At 39.1% G+C, this 19303-nt stretch carries 20 protein-coding genes; 1 reads left to right on the top strand and 19 read right to left on the bottom strand.

The window, feature by feature from the left end; all coding sequences use genetic code 11:
- Window positions 1-463: 463 nt before the first annotated feature.
- From JHD79_RS12340 to JHD79_RS12250, 19 genes are all read right to left on the bottom strand, one after another.
- The gene (locus JHD79_RS12340; protein WP_199119542.1) at window positions 464-703 is read right to left on the bottom strand and encodes a hypothetical protein; all 240 of its coding nucleotides are present in this window, start codon (window positions 701-703) and stop codon (window positions 464-466) included.
- Window positions 704-971: 268 nt separating this feature from the next.
- On the bottom strand, window positions 972-1616 hold the full coding sequence (locus tag JHD79_RS12335; RefSeq protein ID WP_199119541.1) for a hypothetical protein: 645 nt from the start codon (window positions 1614-1616) through the stop codon (window positions 972-974).
- Window positions 1617-1990: 374 nt separating this feature from the next.
- On the bottom strand, window positions 1991-2572 hold the full coding sequence (locus JHD79_RS12330; protein WP_199119540.1) for a hypothetical protein: 582 nt from the start codon (window positions 2570-2572) through the stop codon (window positions 1991-1993).
- A gap of 235 nt (window positions 2573-2807) precedes the next feature.
- On the bottom strand, window positions 2808-3404 hold the full coding sequence (locus tag JHD79_RS12325; protein WP_233164674.1) for a hypothetical protein: 597 nt from the start codon (window positions 3402-3404) through the stop codon (window positions 2808-2810).
- Between the two features lie 780 nt (window positions 3405-4184).
- Window positions 4185-4631, bottom strand: a complete 447-nt coding sequence (gene arr, locus JHD79_RS12320; RefSeq protein ID WP_199119538.1) for an NAD(+)--rifampin ADP-ribosyltransferase — start codon at window positions 4629-4631, stop codon at window positions 4185-4187.
- Between the two features lie 273 nt (window positions 4632-4904).
- Window positions 4905-5825 (bottom strand): AraC family transcriptional regulator, encoded by a 921-nt coding sequence (locus tag JHD79_RS12315; protein WP_199119537.1) that lies wholly within the window; start codon window positions 5823-5825, stop codon window positions 4905-4907.
- Window positions 5826-5838: 13 nt separating this feature from the next.
- Window positions 5839-6723 carry an NAD(P)H-binding protein gene (locus JHD79_RS12310; protein ID WP_199119536.1) on the bottom strand — a complete coding sequence of 295 codons (885 nt, stop codon included), beginning with the start codon at window positions 6721-6723 and terminating at the stop codon, window positions 5839-5841.
- Window positions 6724-7031: 308 nt separating this feature from the next.
- Entirely contained in the window at window positions 7032-7919 is an 888-nt protein-coding gene (locus tag JHD79_RS12305) for a hypothetical protein (protein WP_199119535.1), read from the bottom strand.
- 58 nt (window positions 7920-7977) lie between these two features.
- The gene (locus JHD79_RS12300) at window positions 7978-8427 is read right to left on the bottom strand and encodes an SMI1/KNR4 family protein (RefSeq protein ID WP_199119534.1); all 450 of its coding nucleotides are present in this window, start codon (window positions 8425-8427) and stop codon (window positions 7978-7980) included.
- A 141-nt stretch (window positions 8428-8568) separates the two neighbouring features.
- Complete coding sequence (locus JHD79_RS12295) at window positions 8569-9117, bottom strand: hypothetical protein (RefSeq protein ID WP_199119533.1); 549 nt, start codon at window positions 9115-9117, stop codon at window positions 8569-8571.
- 681 nt (window positions 9118-9798) lie between these two features.
- A complete protein-coding gene (locus tag JHD79_RS12290) occupies window positions 9799-9954 on the bottom strand; it encodes a hypothetical protein (protein WP_199119532.1) in 156 nt (51 codons plus the stop codon).
- A gap of 120 nt (window positions 9955-10074) precedes the next feature.
- Window positions 10075-10809: a DUF4595 domain-containing protein gene (locus JHD79_RS12285; RefSeq protein ID WP_199119531.1), complete on the bottom strand. Its 735-nt coding sequence runs from the start codon at window positions 10807-10809 to the stop codon at window positions 10075-10077.
- Window positions 10810-11131: 322 nt separating this feature from the next.
- On the bottom strand, window positions 11132-11683 hold the full coding sequence (locus JHD79_RS12280; protein ID WP_199119530.1) for a DUF6882 domain-containing protein: 552 nt from the start codon (window positions 11681-11683) through the stop codon (window positions 11132-11134).
- A 106-nt stretch (window positions 11684-11789) separates the two neighbouring features.
- Entirely contained in the window at window positions 11790-12152 is a 363-nt protein-coding gene (locus JHD79_RS12275) for a DUF4180 domain-containing protein (RefSeq protein WP_199119529.1), read from the bottom strand.
- Window positions 12149-12754, bottom strand: coding sequence for a DNA alkylation repair protein (locus JHD79_RS12270; protein ID WP_199119528.1), 606 nt, complete (start codon window positions 12752-12754; stop codon window positions 12149-12151). The genes JHD79_RS12275 and JHD79_RS12270 overlap by 4 nt, the downstream gene beginning before the upstream one ends.
- 155 nt (window positions 12755-12909) lie before the next feature.
- Window positions 12910-13425, bottom strand: a complete 516-nt coding sequence (locus JHD79_RS12265) for a M48 family metallopeptidase (protein ID WP_199119527.1) — start codon at window positions 13423-13425, stop codon at window positions 12910-12912.
- A 294-nt stretch (window positions 13426-13719) separates the two neighbouring features.
- Window positions 13720-16092, bottom strand: a complete 2373-nt coding sequence (locus tag JHD79_RS12260) for a PAS domain S-box protein (protein WP_199119526.1) — start codon at window positions 16090-16092, stop codon at window positions 13720-13722.
- 330 nt (window positions 16093-16422) lie between these two features.
- The gene (locus JHD79_RS12255) at window positions 16423-17154 is read right to left on the bottom strand and encodes a hypothetical protein (protein ID WP_199119525.1); all 732 of its coding nucleotides are present in this window, start codon (window positions 17152-17154) and stop codon (window positions 16423-16425) included.
- Window positions 17147-17710 carry an RNA polymerase sigma factor gene (locus tag JHD79_RS12250; protein WP_199119524.1) on the bottom strand — a complete coding sequence of 188 codons (564 nt, stop codon included), beginning with the start codon at window positions 17708-17710 and terminating at the stop codon, window positions 17147-17149. Before JHD79_RS12250 ends, JHD79_RS12255 begins: the two co-directional genes overlap by 8 nt.
- A 592-nt stretch (window positions 17711-18302) precedes the next feature.
- Between JHD79_RS12250 and JHD79_RS12245 the strand changes: the two genes are divergently transcribed.
- Window positions 18303-19289, top strand: a complete 987-nt coding sequence (locus tag JHD79_RS12245) for a hypothetical protein (RefSeq protein ID WP_233164673.1) — start codon at window positions 18303-18305, stop codon at window positions 19287-19289.
- The last annotated feature ends 14 nt before the right edge of the window (window positions 19290-19303 follow it).

Genomic DNA, 19303 nt, shown 5'->3' with positions numbered 1-19303 from the left:
GCTAAGCTCAACAAAATGAAACGGTGGTTTTCTTGCCATGTCTTTTTTCGCAAACCGAATAAAACATGTTCTAAATCGCTACAATAAGTTGTTAACCAGTGTTAATTTCCTTAACTTAATGACATTGGGCGCAAGCGTCCGCTTGGGTCTAAGTCAAAAAACTTTACCAGCTATTAAACACAAGCACCGCTACCGATCAAATCGGTACAGGTTACGCTAATGCTTTCGCTAGACAAAAATGCTTAGACCAGAAGGGATAGTGTATTGATTAACCTTACAATAGAAATATAATTTTTCCTATTTACCCACTCTATACAATGTGCTATTAAGCCCTAACAACTCAATATCATCGATTTTCAAAACCAACTCTGGCGCAAGCGTCCGCTTGTGCCTATTTCAGGACAAGACAGCATTTGATTAGTTATAATACATTAAGCTGCCGATATTATCTATGACAACATAACTATTTTATGGTGTACTTGATACCTTCTTCGTCAATTAAAACGATGTGCTTATCAATATAAATACCTTTTGCCTTACCTTTTGCAAATAAAATTCCTGCTTCTTCATATGCTTCTTTCAAAGTGTAAGCAGCAATAGTAACGGTATCTTTATCTATGACAACTTTATAAAGGTCACGAGGCTTTCTCATGGTACAAGAGGTGAAAAGTACAACTAAAATAAGCACTGATTTAATTTTCATAACTCTAATATAAAGCAAAACCTGACAAATTTGCTTTATCGACTATCTCTTTAACAACAATTTCTTCCTCCTCTGGCAAGCGTCCGCTTGGGCCTCAGTCAAAAAACTTTACCAGCTATTAAGCACAAGCACCGCTACCGATCAAATCGGTACAGGTTACGCTAATGCTTGCGCTAGACATTCTTAACAGACATAAGTCGTCTGTCCCTCAAATCCTAAACACGAGAATGTGCCAATTGGAGGTTGAAAAGATTTTTGGATAGAGTTATTATTCTGTTCCATACTTTATAACCTCAGTTTTTGAAACGGATGGCTTCCAATTAGGGCATCGCTCAAACAGAAAGTAATCATCATAGAAGTTAATACCGTTCTCATCATAAAACCAAAACAATTGCTTTCTTCTGGTGTACTCAAGCTTTCCCTCATCTTCTGTTATTCCAATTAGATTGTTAGTCTTTACATACTGCTCATACGAAATGCTACCGCAATATAGGCACTCGCCTTGTTTTAAACCCACCTTGCCACAGATATCGCAACAATCCAAATCTTTAAAGTAGGTCTTCTTAAAAGCAACTAATTTTTCGTTCATGAGGATATCAAATGGCATAGCTTTAATCAAGTTTAAAAACCCCGAATGGCTTTCTGTAGCGATGGTATCAATTACATCTGACCTATAAACCAATAACTTCCTTTCGTCTGTACAAAGCTCTACCTTACCGATGTCAGTCCATTTTATTGAATGCATAGTCTTCCCATCCGGCACGTGAACAAGGTATCCATCTTTATCCCTGACTTCTATAGTGATAATATCATTCCTTCTTTCCGCTGTTTCTGCCGCTTTCTTCTCCAAGTAAACATCCATGAGATACGAAGGCACATACTTAATAACAGCATACCCAAGTATCACAACCATAATTATAATGGGAATAACAAACCACTTCATTTGAGCTTATTTAGTTGACCGCTAATATACTAATCCTATACATATCCAAGATTTAGTCCATTACCTTTATTTAAGGGACTGCACAGCTTTTTGGATGAAATTGATGGATAGACTGCTATCTTTTGAGCAGTATTGAAATGTGGCTAGAAGGATTGCAAGGGTTATTCATACACAATTTTATCCCCTTTGGTTCAAGCGTCCGCTTGGGTCTAAGTCAAAAAACTTTACCAGCTATTAAGCCACAAGCACCGCTACCGATCAAATCGGTACAGGTTACGCTAATGCTTGCGCTAGACCAAAAATGCTTAGGACAGAAGGGGGAGCCACTTTTAACTTTAATTGCTTCAATCAATCTTATATCCAAAGTTTTTTAATAGTTTAACAACTTGATAATACTCAAAGTGTATTATAAAATCCCACAACTTCTGCCTGTATTTTGATTCCTTTATTAAATTATCTTTATCACCTATTATTTTCATCCAGTAAACTAAATAAGGTCTTAAGTCATTAATTGTGATTAACTTATTATCAATATAATTCTGAAACATTGATAATTTAACCAAAAACTCATCAATACTTTTTCGTACCCCCGCTTCTTCATCTGTGAATTCAGACTTAGGAGAAACAGATAAAGAATTCACTAGATGAATTTCCTCTCTAAAAAAAATTGTGCGATTTTTATTTTCCAGAATCTCATTCTCATAGAGAGGCAAGTCTATTGTATGCCAATCTAAAATCAAAAGTGCTTTTTTAACATCTCTATCTGCAAAAAAGTCCTTAATTTCTTTAGCTAAAAATTCATTTTTTTTCCATTTCTGAGTTTTTCGGTACTCGATTATTGCTTTAATCGCAAGAATACTTGCAATTATTAAGGTTAGTAATTTTATTGACAAGTCCGTATCAAAATTTATAGTATATTCAAGCATTGATGATATAATTGGGATATTTAACTAAAATAAATATATAAACATTCTCATTCTGATTCAAGCATCCACTTGTGCCTATTTCCATTTATCTTCCCTTTGGTTCAAGCGTTCGCTTGGGTCTAAGTCAAAAAACTTTACCAGCTATTAAGCACCGCTACCGATAAAATGGGTACAGGTTATGCTAATGCGTGCGCTAGACAAAAATGCTTAGACCAGAAGAGGAGGAGTGTATTAATTAAACAGCACTCCCTTTAGTTTTCGGGAACATTTTAGCATTAATGCTATTTGCGAAAATTGTGTCCTTATTTAACTTAAATAAGGTAATCGCATTTGCACAGGCATTATAAAAACTATTTAAATGAACAACATATTTGCCTTTCCCAGAGAACCCACATACCTCCAAAAATGGGTTGTTATAAGTAGCTGACAATGTTAATTCTTCACCAATCAATGAATTATGATTCAAAGCATTACGACCAATTTTGTAAAAGGCTTTAATATCATCTTTTCCAAGATTTAGATTAAAGTACTCACTATTAAGTATATAAAAGTGCTGATCGCCTTGTGCAGAAATCTTAACACTATTACAGCCTAACATCATCAATGGTTGCACTTTAGACTTTCTGAAATGGCTTCCAATAGTATCAACTATTGAAAACATTAAAATTGCAGCAGGATATCCGAGTATCCCAAACGTATTCTGGCTCCCATTAACAACCCTTGTCGTATTTTTTAAAGCTAATTTCACAGCCAATAGATTCTGCTCCATAGCCTCGATAACCATAGTTGAAGGACAGCTATGTCTATTATGATTAAATCTGTTTACACTCACTTATTCCTTTTATTAGCGTCGAACCTAACAATTCTTATTTATGTTTAACGAAATTGCTTACTTCAAAGATTCTATTATTAAAAAGATTCCTTCGAAAGAGATGCATTAAAGTTATAAATCATCTTTAGCCTTATCACTTCACTATTAATCTTGTCAAGATACATTAATCTAACAAAACAACGCACCACTCCATCATGATCTATTGCTAATTCAATATCGCCTTTATCAGTCTTCCAAATTGAATAATACTTGCAATTATCAAATTTAACTTTGTACATTTTGGCGTCCCCACTCTGGCGCAAGCGTCCGCTTGGGCCTAAGTCAAAAAACTTTAGTAGCTTTTAAGCTACCGATCAAATCGGTACAGGTTACGCTAATGCTTGCGCTAGACAAAAATGCCTAGACCAGAAAGGGGTAGCTCCCAGAGATACAAGCGTCCGTTTGAACCCATTTTTTAGCACTCTACCACCACAAGTGCCCATACCCTAAAGCTTGCTAAAAAATGTACCTTTCTTCGGGTGTTGTTCGGGGATTGCTCGTGTCACCTTCGCTAAAAAGGCCATTTTCCCGAACAAGCCCCGAAGAAAGCACGAACAAAACACCTAAAAACTGAACCAAAAGTACCTTATGGCAAAGCGAGGTGCTGAGGAATGGATCGTGTATACACACTTCCAAGGCTCGTTGATATGAGACTTATCCATAAACCATAAATACCTTTACCTTAATGCCCTATGCCAAAGGGTATTGTTATTTTGCTCCAAAAATTGTCTGTTTATGCTTTTAATCGTTTAGTGAATTAATGCCCTGCTCTTTCAAACGTTCAAGGTGTTCTTTCATGACCTGCACTTGTGCCAAGGGGTGTCCTTGCCAGATGGTCACTTCGCCTATTACTTTAAAGGGCTGGGTGGAACGGTAAGATTGTGTGGGGTTACCCGGAAACTTTTTATCCGTTAGGTCTGGGTCGTTTTCTATTGCGCCAATGGGTTCTACCAAATAAATTCTTTCCCTCCCATTGCCAAAGGCGAGCTCGGCACCCCAAATGGCCGCATCAAGTGTGGCAGATAAAAAAATGTATTTGGCATTTTTCCGCGGCCCATAATTAGAATTGAAACCTACCTCAATTAAATCGCCAATTTTTAGGTCGGCTTTGGTGCCATGAAAATAAGTCTGTGCAAAAGGTGTGGCTCCCTGGCCCCCTGTTTCTGGTTTGTTTTGGTTTTGTTCCATGATCAAATCTAGGTCGATATTAATCTTGTGGGGGCTTTTTACAACGTTGATAAATTTTTTAGCACCCCAAGTGGTTAATTTGTTCTAAACTATTACTTCTGCGGCATAAAAGCAAATGACTTTACCCACCGTTTATTCATTCAGGTATTCAGGTAAAATATACAGGTTCACACTAAGCTTCCCATTATAACGACCATTGCTCCAAACTTAATTAGAGGCATTGACAAACCAAATTGGGGCTTTGCCATAAAAATGCTATAAACACAACTGTGCTCAGTTAAAGGAATTTCTGAACGCCAGAGGGGAAAGGTTGGTTTTAGCCTTGAACAGTTTACTGAGCGATTGGGAATGTTCAAAGCCCAGTTCGTAGGCAATTTCGCTGACCGACAAGCTGGTAGTAGATAGTTTTTCTTTTGCTTTTTCAATCAATTTATCGTGAATGTGCTGCTGTGTACTTTGGCCAGTTAATATTTTTAGCAGGCCGCTCAGGTAGTTGGGCGAAACATTAAGTGTATCGGCAATGTATTGAACGGTCGGCAGGCCCTTACCTATCAAATCACTATTGTTGAAATAGTCGGTGAGCATTTTTTCCAAACGTTCGAGAATAAGGTGACTGGCTATTTTTCGGGTGATGAACTGCCTTTGATAAAACCGTTCTGCATAATTGAGCAGGGTTTCGATATGTGAAATGATAATTTTCTGGCTGAATTTATCCATATTGCCACTATATTCCTGCCGAATGTGCCCGACAATATGATTTAGAATACCTTCTTCCCGTTCTGAAAGAAATAAGGCTTCGCTTACGGCATAATCAAAGTATTCATATTTCCTGATGGTTTTTGCCAAAGGGCTATGCCATAGAAAATCGGGATGGATCAATAAGATCCATCCGCTATGTGCTGGCGGCAGCTTATCGCTGCGCAAAATACTGAATACCTGGTTAGGTGCCATGAAGAACAGCAGGCCTTCGTCAAAGTCATAATCCTGCTGTCCGTATTTTATTTTGGAGCTCGACGTTCTTTTCATAGAAATGGAATAAAAGTCCAATATCCAGCTATCCAATTCTTTTTCGGGAAGATATTTGATCAACCGATAATCTACCACACTGATCAAAGGGTGCTCGGCTTTGGGCAATCCCCTAAGCTGATGGAACTCCTGAATAGTCTTTATGCGTACGGGCAACTTATTTTTCATTTCCTAAAATTACTTATTTGGCCTTAAATATTCGGGCAAACTCCACGGCATATGCTTCCAATTTCACCGTTCCGTAAACAGGAGTATGCAGCCCGTAATCTTCCCTGAGTTTTCCGCTATGGATAGCTTCTCCCAATTCCACCAGGTTATCGGCAGCATTTGAGGGCATACCCGCTTCTTTGAGTGCCTGCAATACATTTTCCTTCGGCAAAACGAGCCATTTCAAATTGGGCATGCCAATGGCTTTTCCCAATACCGAAGCGATTTCATTGCAGGTCCTGTCGTCGCTGGCCACATAACGTACCACGTTTGCCCCTTCGCCGATCTGTAGTTCCTCGGCAATGACCACCGCAATGTCTGTGGGCGAAACCATGCTCAGCTTATCCGTTCCGCCATACACAGCCCCTATGAAGTGCGCCGTTTTGATCATTTCTACAAAGTGCAACAGGTTATAATAAAAGAATGTAGGGCGTACATGTGTAACGTGGACATTGGCAATGGCATTCAATAGCTGTTCCACCTGATATGATCCGGTAATAAATCCCGTACCCGAGGAAAGGTGTGCTCCATAACTGCTTAGATGAACGATTCTTTTTACGCCAGCTTTACGAATGGCATTGGCATAGGTATTACCGAGGTTTTGGTAATATAAAACCTGATCGGCCTGGCCAAAATCTGGTGGAACCATACAGTAGACGGCATCCGAAGCGGTGAAGGCATCTGTTAGAAAGTTGACATCGCCTACGGAACCGATAGCCGCCTGAGCACCCGAAGCTTCGATGTCGGCCTGTTTGGCAGGATTACTACTGATCACCGTTACCGAATGGCCTTTCTCAACCAATTTTTGGGTCAGCGGTTTTCCAATGTGCCCTAATGAGCCTGTTAATACTATTTTCATGTTACTGTCTTTTGAGGTTACAAAAATGGTTAACGTTCAAAAAACAGATGTGGCTTAATCTATTTTTGGTGTAGCCAAAAATAGAAGCGGATCTGTTGGGCGATGTTATTTTAACTTGGATTAGGGATAAGGAATAATGTCAGCGCTTCGGCATTAAATGGGTTAATTTGGTAAATTTTCTATTGCAATAGCAGTCCTTCGGACTTTAAACCACCAAGATTGTTGAAATTATACTAGAAAAATCAATTCATAAATTGTTAAAAGATCCTGAAAGGATGATGTCCATCCTCATTTGAATGGTCGCAGCCCTACTGTTTATAGCCTGTTCCGGTAAACCAATCATAACCTTCAATTCTTTTGTATTCTTTTGGCACAGACTTTAATCGCCTGAACACTTTATTTTTGTCGTTATGGAATCGTTTCTTTGATACAATTATCATCCCGGTATTATTCCCTTTTTTATTTTTTTCATAGGTAATATATTCCAAGGTGTCGATAGCTTCGCCCTTCCATTTATATTTATACATTTCCGTTTCACCTGGATGGCCGTAACATACACCTCTAATCACTTGCTCTTTAGGAGAAAAACTGGGGTTTATAAATTGAAAGTTCTTAGAAAATGTTTTCTGATCGGCCCGCAGCAGATAGACATTGCTAAAAGCCTTAAGACAACAACCGGTACTGCCATACCAGTTCACCACAAAATCCTTTAGTCCATCTCCATTGATATCGCGAATGGTATCGCCTACATAGGTCATTTCCCATTCTTCGTGCACAAGCACTTTTTCAAAGTGATGGCCATTTTTTGCATAGATATCCATATAGATATTGCCTGGGCTATATCTTCGAATAATGAGGTGGGAAAACGACGGTGTAAAATAATCGCCCAAATTTATTTCGACCTTTACGTTGTAGCTACTATCGAGCGTTACTTCATATTTTTTGTTAAATTTAACCTTATCGATATTCTGCATGGCAATTTCCAGCGCATTGCTTAAAACCCGATCAAGCTTTAAACTATCTGCCCCCTCTTGCGCTTCAATTTTCTTTCTCTTTTTTAAGCGCTCTTTTTCTATCTTTTGAAAATTGGTCTGTTTGGTATCGGTCAAAGTAACGCGATGATCTTTTTTCTCTTTTGGTTGCACACAGGAAAAAAATAAGGTTACCAATATCAATAGGTAGAATGTATTCTTCATATGCTTACTAACCATTTGGGAAGAAATATGCTTTATTCGGACCATTATATTAAAGCCCTTATAGTTTATTCTGAAGCTTTTCATGCCAATCATACAATCCATCAGTTTCAAAAACATTTCCTTTTAGAAATCTATTTAAAAATTCTTCAAGTGATGAGGTCATGGTAATATCCGGATAGCTTCCATTAAATATTTCATATTTTCCATGGCCCATAAACCTTAATCCCCACATATCTGAATATATCATATACTCGCTAAAGTAGAAGCAATTTGCACTATAGTCTTGTGGATAGGATGTAATATCTCCAAGTGCTATTATATTAAAAATATCCTCATTGCAGCCGAAACCATTACATATTGTATAAAATTCTTTAAAATCTGCTGGTAATGCAAAACCTATCTGTTGTTCAAACGCAATTATATCTTCAGGTGTTGCAGGAATATTTACATCGATGCCATTTTCCTTATGCTTTTGAACTATTGATTCGATGATATTTTTTATGGCCATGACCTGTATATGTTATAAGGAAGATAAAAGATATAATAATTTTACCTTTCATTTCATATTCGATTTATATTGTATCATTCAGCTTTTTAGAATATATCGTTGATTATTTTAACCTGGGGGCACCATCTCCTTTCAAAAAAATCAATAAGAATAATCACCTGCCAACAGAAGACCTATGAAGCATATCGCCCAAAATATTGATCCGATTACGACAAGGACAATCTGCCTGATACTGAATGAAGTCTGTTCCACTACCCTAAGATCCGCAGCGTGTTGCCTCGCATAATTAAATGCCTTAAATGGAGGAATGAAAAATACAATGCTCAAATAGGAGACTAACCAAAAAGGATCTGGAAGGCAAGCTAATAAACTTACAAAAATGGCTCCAATAAAAAGTAAAACAGGAGAGTAACTATGTCTATATCCATGGGTTTTTGCAAAGTTAAGGATCCTATTAAATAAAGAGATCAGGAAAAAGATGCTAAATATAGCCCTAACTGCCGGCAGAATATCTAACTTCTCTTTCTGCTGGTAAAAGCGCCAAGCTTTGTATACCCACCATACTTCATACAAGCCTAATGAAATGATCGATAAAAAAATAAATTTGTTTAAGCTTATGAGCTGTTGGACTTCTACATTAGAATCTTTTTCAACGTGATCTGTATTTAAAATTTCTTGTTGGTTTTCCATTTATATTATTATTCAGAACTGCATATAATTATAGCCCGCATATTACTTACAAGATGTCTTTTGTTATTTTTCGCTCCAGTTTTTGGGGCTATTTTGGTCATCCTACTTTCTGCGTAATTTACAAAATCATTTTGGACAGTTCCGTTTCAAGACGATCAAAATTTTCCTCGTTTTTATCGGCAGCAAATGTCTTTACCTTGTTGCACTCTTTTGTCGAATTGAAAATCTGACTGAACACGATTTTTGTTTCGTTCGCTGCTACTTTTTCAGGTGTTGGCTACCACCTGAAAAATGGGTTTCGAAAAACGTTTCCAGACAATGAGGCTTGGTTTTTCTATTTTTATTAATTCACATTCATTGGCATAGTTTCCCTAGTCTGGCCCATGCATAACAAAGTTCCATTTCCCGCCCGACCGCAGGTCGACTTCGTTAAAGGTATTGGTAAAACCCGCAGTACCCCCCACTCTGGCGCAAGCGTCCGCTTGGGCCTAGGTCAAAAAACTTTACCAGCTATTAAGCACAAGCACCGCTATCGATAAAACAGGTACAGGTTACGCTAATGCTTGCGCTAGACAAAAATGCTTAGACTAGAAGGGAATTCAAATCCCATAGAAATATGCAGGGATAGGCATATAACGGCCCTTATAAACAATGTAATTTGTGTTTAACCTTATTTTATAGCTATTCTCCATCTAACACAGGTACAATAGGAAGTAAAAAGGCCATTAGAATAATGGCGCCGACAAGACCAATCCATGCGGCTCTCCAACCAGAATAAGCTTTTGCTCCTTTGTCTAAATGCTGCTGTATGATAGCTCCCTGATATTTCTTGACCAAACTTTGTGCTATAGCTTTTTTTGAAGTTTAAGATCCCTCTATTTGTTAAGTATCTTATCAAGTTTTAAAAATAGGTAAAAAGGGCTTTAATGAAAGGGCCATATTACTATGGCTCCATTTCTATTTGCATTCGAATTTGTGATCAAGTGTGAAAATTATACCTGTGCTTTCGGTTATTACCACCTTAATTACGTTATCTACAGCATCTATGGAGTGGGTAAAAGTTTGTGTATAGCTCTGGGATGGGTATGTCCCCGTGCTCGTAATTTTTGCAATAAGATTTCTCGATGCTTTCCCAAAATATCCTTTAAGTACACCTGTTAGCTCGTAAGGTATAGCGATATCTGGGCCTGTTAGCATGGGGCTACCTTTAGCTTCGACCGCACTGTACTCAACCACATATGTCGTAGTTCCTATTTCTATCTTGGTAAGATTACCATTAGTGTAGCTATAGGTATCTATTGAATTACTTCCAATATGTTTTCGCTGTACAAGATAGCCATTGGCATCATAGAGGTATTGGAAATGCTCATCGGAAACAATTCTGTTCGAGGCATCAAGCTTATAAGTTGTGGTTTGCCCTTCAAAAATCTCCTTTATTTCTGTGGCAGCATAGGTATAATTGGTGGTGTAGGTATCTGTACCTTCTTTTTCAACAAATTTTGTAATTCTGCCATTGGCATCATAGGTATAGGTAAATGTTGTTTTGCTGGTATTGGAACCACTATAGGTATAAGCTGTTTCTGTATGTTGGCAATTTGTTTTTGTTTCTTCTGTTGGTTCATCTTTACTTTTTGAACAAGACATTATGATCGACAGCGTGACTACCGAGAGCATTAAGATTGTTTTTTTCATTTCGGTTATTAATTATTGATTATGAAGTAGCATATGACTAAAAATTGGAACAGCCCAAATTCGAGCACATCAGTCAATTTTAGACAAGAACGGACCTAGCAACGAATATCGACATCTTAAAATTAGGTTCAAAATACTTTTTAAATTTAGTAGTATAGAATAAAAACGCTATAAACACAGCTGTGCTCAGTTAAAGGAATTTCTGAACGCCAGAGGGGAAAGGTTGGTTTTAGCCTTGAACAGTTTACTGATCGACTGGGAATGTTCAAAGCTCCCCCCCTACTCATCCACGTTTCTACTTCAACATGAGCTGCCCTCGCACTTACTTTCTCAGGTCAATGATCTCTTTGTAAACCATAAACGAAAATGTGTTTTCTGTAGGCACTCGGTAAGCGCCCTTTGCTTTCATGAGATAAGCAGTTATGGCGGTCATTTCCCAACCATCATATTCGTCGGCGTACCATTTTCTTTTGGTCAACGGTTCCAATTGATGCTCCCGTCCATAGTCTTTGACTTTTAAAATAGCTGTTTTTATCTTTTCTTCCAGATGCGGATTTGCCCAAGACCAAAGCCATGTTCCACTTATTTTTGAAATGGAGCCCACCTCTTCATATTTTATTTTTAGCTTAATGGTATCTCCATCAGAAAATGTTAAATAACCTGTTGTCTGGTCATAAAACCATTTTTCATATTTTCCAATTCCGTATTTCTCTTCTGTAAGATCTTGTTGTTGATGTAGATATCCATAAGCTTTTTCACTTAAGCGCTTAAATTCTTCCGTGACTTCGGGCTTGTTCAGCTCCGGCACCTCAGCTTGATTGTCAGCCTCTCGTTTTGCGTTTGGCCTGTTCTTAAAAAAAGATAAAATACCCATTGTAAATTATAACGATGATTAATGTGTTTCCTACAGTTAATTAGTCCTAATATAAGCATAACTACAGACATCAGGCGCCTAAAAAAACCCTTGTCTTCGGCAGGTTTCAGTGACCAGAAAGCTTGTCCAATGCCGTTGAAAGGTAAGTCAAGAAATAGATATGCCCTATTTTATTGCTTTCCCAAATAAAATCCTTGATGCTCTTGCTGGTATAGGCACTAAAGTCTCCTACAATGGCCAAACGCACCCTATAATTAGAGAACTTTTGGAGTATTTCGCCTGCCATGCCATTTTTGAGGTCGAAAAAATCAGGGGTGATATTTTGTTGGTGGATAATGATCTTGTCAAAGCCCTGATAATATAAATTGCCCAGTACGTCCAATCCATCCTCTGCCTTTTTAATGATCAGCTCATCCGATATGAGTTCGGCTATCTGGGTGGCCTTGTGTTGGTGGTTTTTTATATTCATTTCCCTATCAATTTTTTGGTGAACAGCACTCTTCTGTCTGTCAAATCCCAGTTGGCAAGATAGCTTTCTACCTGTTCTGGATGTTTCTTTTTAATGTCGCGTAGGGCATTGCCCACCGATTTCCGCAGGTATTCGCTGTCTGCCGAACGGTGTGCACCGATCAGGTCAATGGCCACTTGGGGGTACTCCCTAAAGTAGGGCCTTCCGGTCCAGATTCTCAAGCCTTCAATTACAGCCCTTTTAACATTCGCCTGTCCATCCTGTAGCCAGGCTTTGATTATGGGCAATGCATTTTCATAGCCCAAATGGCTACAATAACGATCAAAAGCCTTGGCCAACATTTCCTGCACCTGCCAGCTTCTATCCTTACTTACCTTTTCCCTGAGTATTTTTAGTGCCTCTTCCTGATGGGCAGCAAGTTCTCCCAACATATAGGTACCCAGCATTCGTGCCTGATGGGCTTCCTGTTCCAACAACGAGCGCGCCAGTGCCAAATGATCTTGCCCACTGATGTGCAAAAGTTCATCGCCTGCGGCGATCATCGGTTTAAAACCGTGCTCTACCTTTTTCAATTCTGCAATAACCGTTTCTATTTTTGACATAAGTTTATGGTATTAGAGCCCTTTATTCGAACATAGGGTTAGACCAATTTACAAATTCTATGGTTCAACTGGCATTTCTAAAAGGTGGCCAAATTTAAATAGGGCTTTATATGGGCAGTTGAACACAGTTCCCCATCTCCCTTTGGCCACCTTAACTAATAGGCATATACCCATGGCTGTTTATGCTGTTGTTTGGCCCTCACCCGTTTCACATGTTCCTGAAACGTTTGGTGCGCAGTAGAGCAGATGCTCATCAAACCAGCTTGTTCATAATGGCTTTGGGCCTTGGCAAAATCCTGTTGTGTTTCGGCATAGGCGCCCAAAACTTCATGCAGCTGCCACTGGCAAACGCCAGCAGTACCAAATGCCTGCTCGGCTATAGCTGCTATCATTTTGTGTTTGCCCAAAGTGACCAACAATTTCAGGTAATGCTCATAAACATCGGGAAAAGCCGGATCTATGGTTATACATTGCTGATAGTAATAGCCTGCGCTTGGATAATCCTTAAATTCATATTGATATAGATTACCCAATCTATAATAAGCCCTGGCATAAGCTGCATCTGCTTTGATTATTTCGTGAAATAAATGAAGTGCTTTGGGCAGTTCGCCATAATATAGCTCTTCAATGGCCTGTAAATATTTTTCCTCTACAGTATATAAAATGTCCATGCGGATAAGTATTGAAAATTTTGATAAATGCCTTAAGGCCTCGATCTTTTAATGATAAAAAAATGAAATGGAATGGTAACGGTATAACGTTAGTGGCCCGAAAGGAAAATAAAATCCATACCCGAGCACTTTAACCCACAAGACGGGTTATGGCTATTTTTTTGGATATGTTTAATGCGTAGCATGATTTTATTTTTTGCAAATATAGCGTTTTTAAGGAATTATGAAATTTATTTTTTAATCTACCCTCCATAAACCACTTAGCTTCAACAGATAGCACCTAAAAAAACACCCTTAAGCCGATCCGTGAAAATAAACCCTGAAGGTAGTACCTTCTCCCAAAATGCTTTCTACTTCAATTTTACCGCCCATGGCCTCGATCTGGTTCTTGGTAAGAAAAAGGCCAAAGCCCCTGGCATCGCTATTGCCGTTAAAGGTTTGGTTAAGCCCAAAGAGCTTATCTCCATTCCGTTCCAAATCTATGCCCAGTCCATTGTCAGAAATGCTCAATACCCAATCGTCCGCTTTTCTTTCGCAGCTTAGGTTAATAATGGGTTTCCTGTCTGGATGGCTATAGCGCAGGGCATTGGAAATAAGATTGAGCAGTACGCTTTCCAAATAGGCTTTATTAAATACAACAGATACATGGGCGCCTACCTCATTGATCAAGACAGCCCGCTTGTTCAATAATTGGCTTTCTTGGGTGTGGATGGCCTTATCCAAATATTCCTTCAGGTTTAAAGGTTCTTTGACCACATCAATACTGGTCTGGATATTAACAATGTTGTTGAGGTTGTATAGTGTATCATTTAAATTGCCCACTACCTTTTGCAGCAGTTGGATCATTTCTGTTCTTTCCTCCTCGGTATCGGCATTGCTGATCAATGAAGTGATGCCATCAATATTACTGGCATGTGACCTGAGGTTATGGGAAACGATATAAGAAAAATTAAGCAGCCGTTTATTCTGTTCATTGACCAGCTCAAATGACTGGTTAAGCGCTTCTTCAGCATTTTTCACACTGGTAATGTCGAGCATAATACCCCTCAAAGTTTCTGGTTGTGCCAAACTGGGCGCAATATTTACAATATCCCTGATCCAGATTAACGAACCATCTTTTGCAATAACCCTATACTCATGCACATGCCTTTGCTTGGTATACAGTTCCTTTTCTATATAATCGAAAAATGCCTTTTTGTCTTCTTCATATATTTTACCATAGAGAAAATTAGGTTCGCTTACCCATTCTTGAGGGGTGTAGCCCAGAATATCATAAACCTTATTGCTAATGAAGGTATTGGCAAAATTATTCTTGATACTCGCTTCCCAAACGATCCCATCAATAGAGTTGATCAGTTCTTCGATATGTTTCTGTGAGGCGATCAGCTTGGTTTCATATTCCACTCTTTGGGTAATGTCTTCAACAATGACAATATGTTGGCTGGGCTTTTCATCTTGATTCCACAATGGCGTGATTACCGCATTGGCCCAGATTACTTCATTATTTTTATTGACATAACGCCTCACCGAAGAAAACTGTCTGATTTCGTTTCTAAGCAGCTGTTTAAAGTTTTTTGCATCTGCATCCAAATCTTCCAAATGGATAAGCGATTTGATTTTTTTATGTGTCAGTTCTTTTTGTGAATAACCAAAAAGCTTACAGAGAAAGGCATTGGCTTCCAGGAACTCCCCTGTTTTCGAATCTACCCGCCCTATGCCCACGGCCGCAAAGTCGAAAATGGTTTTATACTTGTTTTCAGCGGTGGCCAGCTGGTCATATTGTTGGTCTACCGTTTTAAACAGTTGCGATTGCTTGAGCAATAAACGCATTAACAGGTAACTGGTAAAGGCAGAGAGTATGACACCAAAGATGACCAGGGAACCCAACTGGTAAACGGCATAATTTTCCCTTATATCGATCAGGTACACCTTCCAATCGCCCTCATCGAACATCTTGGTCTTATAATTTTTATCCCTCAGTTCAAAGTCGTTCTCTACAAAAAATTCTTCTATGCCACTAACTGGATTAACCTTGGAGAACTGAAATTTGTAGAATTCATATTTTTCATTATCTATACCTGCATTTTTCAACAATTTGTCCAATCTGATCACTACCGCAGCAAACCCCCAGAATTCATTATTTATATATAGGGGCAAACGGCCAATTACGCCTACATTCCCCTGTACCAGTTTTACGGGTCCCTGAAAATACATTTTCTGTAGGAGTATGGCTTTTTTGGCTTCTAATGCACTGGCCTTACTGGCACTGAACAGGTTTAATCCCTTGGCATCTTCATTGCCCTTTAGTGGATAAATATATTTGATTACCCCATTGGGCACCAGTTGTAGCGCCTGCAGGTGTGGGTTGGCCTTCATAATCTTTTCGGCCACTGCTTCGAAATGCTGGGGTTCGCCGCGTTCATCGAGGGTAAGTGCCAGGGTTAATGCAATGTTCTGGGAGTTCTTCAGCAACTGATCGAAGCGCAGCTCTACATCTTCTAAGATGTCTGCAATATCTTTATCCCTATTTTCCTTTAGAATCTGATGCCGCTGATGGGCCATCAAAAAGATAATACCCAGTAAAAATGCAAAGAAAATAAGAGCGGTTAGGCGAGGGTTGGAGATCAACCAATTTCTGGTAAGTATTTTCTGCTTGCGGGTGAACATTATTAGGTTAAGCGTAAATTTTGGATTCGTTAATCTTATGGTCTAACCTGTATAAAGTAGTAGTATTTATCTATTTTAAGCATAAAGTTATAAATACCCACCTCATCAACTTTCTATCCCCATGCTTTATCACTACCTACAGTAGACCATCAACTTCAAACATAATGATTATCAATCACATCGCCTAAACCAATATTTCAACAATAAAAAAATATTGGATCACGGCCTTTCTACGCTTAAAACTCTGTTCTTAATTAATGGTGATAGCCCAACTATTATCCTATTACCATAAGAAGAACAGCTAGGGTAAGAAGTTGTTTTCGCCAGTGCTTATAATTTATCCAACAATTGCTTTGCCTTAACAGAATGGCTTGTTCCTTCTGGAATAAGCTTTAGCCATTTCCTGCAGTTCTCCTTATCTTTTTCTTTTAGATAGCTTAAGGCAATGACATATGCCGAGTTATATTTATATACAGATTCTCCGTTGAACAATGTCCGTAATACTTCCCTGCCTTTACCCAAGGTTCCAATTTCCAATAGACTGGAACCATAATAGTAAGCTAGCATAGCATTTTGTGGGTCTTTAGCATAAAGAGCGGACAAGATCGGTTCCGCTTCTGTGTATTTTTTTTCATTGTAAAGTGCTGCCGCTTTGTCTAAACTGGTTTCTTCGGCCGCTCCCCTTTCTACTACCCACATCTGATCGGCCACTGCAAATTGCCGATAGAGGTTTCCACGCCAAGGGGCCCATACCAATAAGCCTATGATCAATACCGCTGCTACACCACTTACCCATTTCAGGTAGGAACGGAAAGTCATTACTTTTGGGCCGGTCTCTGCGAAATGCGATTTGTTAAAGCCAGATAGGGTCTTTTCCAATGCCTTTCTCCCTTCATCAACGGCCAAATGTATACGTAAACCTTGATGTACTTCCCTATACTCTTTCAGGTATTCCTGTAATTCCATATCTGAAAGCAGGTGCTTTTCAAAATCGGCATGTGCTGTTTCGCTTAGTTCTCCCTCCACATACCTTGCCACCCATAAAATTTTATCTTCAGTCATGATTTTTCTTAATTAGCTTCATTAAACTTGCCATACATTCTGATTTTTTCTTTCTTAAATAACCATAAGTTACCCCCAGGGCATCGGCAACCTTCTCTTGGGCATCGCCCTGCATGCTCCATCTTATAATCTCCCTGCAGCGTTCTCCCAATTTCTCAAATGCCTTTAAGAACAGATCGGCCTGTTCCTTTTGCTGTGCTAAAAGGTCGGCCTGTTCAAAAGTATCCTCGCCAATATGTAATAAATCGTCTTCGGTTTTTGTTACCGGTATAATTGATTTTTTTTTCAGTTCGTTGAGCCATTTTCGTTTACAGACCAATAAAAGAAAGGGTTCAAATGGGCAGCTCAGTTGCAAATCCTTATATTTTGCCTGATTGTAGATATCTATCAACGCCTCCTGAAAAATATCGGCAGCATCGTCTACGCTCCCATTATTAAACAGCACAAATGATTTTACCTTGGCCGCACATTTCTTATAGATTTCGTTAACCAAAGCTACATCATTGTTCAATAGGGCAATAACATAACGCTGGTCTTCATGTACTTTTTTGGTCATTTATAGTCGATTTATCCTAAATGTAAAACTAATTAGGGAAAGTTTAAAAAACTGTTTGAGTTTCAGGAAAGAAAAGGCCCAGGTGGGCAGGAACATCTGCCCACAGCTCGTTAGCCAGTGTATCATGCGCTCGCCAGACACCCCCGATTAACCTTCCCTCCATTTTTAAAGAGGTCCCGGTAAATCTGCTTTAACACAAAATAGTTTCTCCGCTATCGCCCTGCAGGGCAACACCTTTTGTCGCTAAACACTTTACTCCATAACATTAGGGCTTGGCCAGATCAATTCGTATCGTTTACCTGGCCTGCTAAACCCGACAATAGCGAGCACGAAGCCGAAGTTTATGCTGGGCAAAGTAAAGCGGATGGCGGGACATTACTTAAATAGTCGCACCGCTCTTGCTTTTCTAAACCAGAAAAAATAGCTGATCCATTAGTGCACAAGACCTACTTAAAGGCCTTTTTTGGATATTTTTTTATTTTTTTTCAAAAAGTAGGGTAACATTTTTTCCTAAAGCTTGATATACCTACAAAACACGAAAATGGCGGTTGCTGAAAAGCCCTAAAAGAGTAAGCTTAACTAAATACAAAAGATGATGAGAACTTTAAACTTAAAAAATACCTTAACTGCTATGGCTCTCCTATTAACGTTTACCGCTTTTTTACAAGCTTGTAAAAAAGACAAGAGCAACAGGAACTCGGCCAGTAATGCCAAAGAGTTTACAGCACTATTTGGTCCACAGGTACAGCGCATACAAATTAACGCCAGTACCACCAATACCTTTACCCTGCAGGGAGGCACCAAAGTGACCATTCCTGCCGGTGCCTTTAAAAAAGATGGCAATACAGTAACCGGAACGGTCATGATCAGTGCCAGGGAATTTTTAAAAAGAAGCAGTGTTATTTTTGGTGGCACCAACACCAACCATATTAGTGGCGCCCCATTAATGTCCGATGGTTTTATCTACCTCAGTGCAAGTGTTAATGGCAACCAGGTAGACAAAGCGTTAAGCAGCAATATTTCTATAGCCATTCCTGCCAAGAGAAGTGGGGTAACCCAAATTTGGGAAGGCATAGAGCAAGTGGGCAATGCCAATCAAATGGCCTGGCAGGCACCAGTAAGAAATCCAAATGGTGGCGGCGGCATTAAACTGGAAACGGGCGAAGTACAGGGCTTTTATAATTTTGACATGGGCAATTTAGGTTGGATCAACTGCGATGTATTTTATGCCTATACCAATCCTAAAACCACCACAAGAGTAGGCCTAGTGAACAATCCAGGTAGTTTTGCCACCTTCATGGGGCTAACAGGCGAAACTTTTGTATTCTTTTGTGCAAAGGGCAGCAATGTAGTGGCACAATTGTACAATACCGATGGACCCAATGCAGTAAAGAGCTACGACAACATGATGCCAATTGGTGTACAAGGAAAATATGTTTCTTTTTCCATAAAAGATGGCAAGTATTATTATGCAGAATTGGAAACTACCATTACAGCAGACCAACAGGTGACTCTGACCCTGACAGAAACCAATGAGGCCACCATACAACAGGTGATCAATAGCTTGGATAATTATTAATATCCCTCCTAATT

The sequence above is a fragment of the Pedobacter sp. ASV28 genome (assembly GCF_016428855.1).
Taxonomy (GTDB): Bacteria; Bacteroidota; Bacteroidia; order Sphingobacteriales; family Sphingobacteriaceae; genus Pedobacter.
This window is presented reverse-complemented; position numbering and strand designations above follow the sequence as displayed.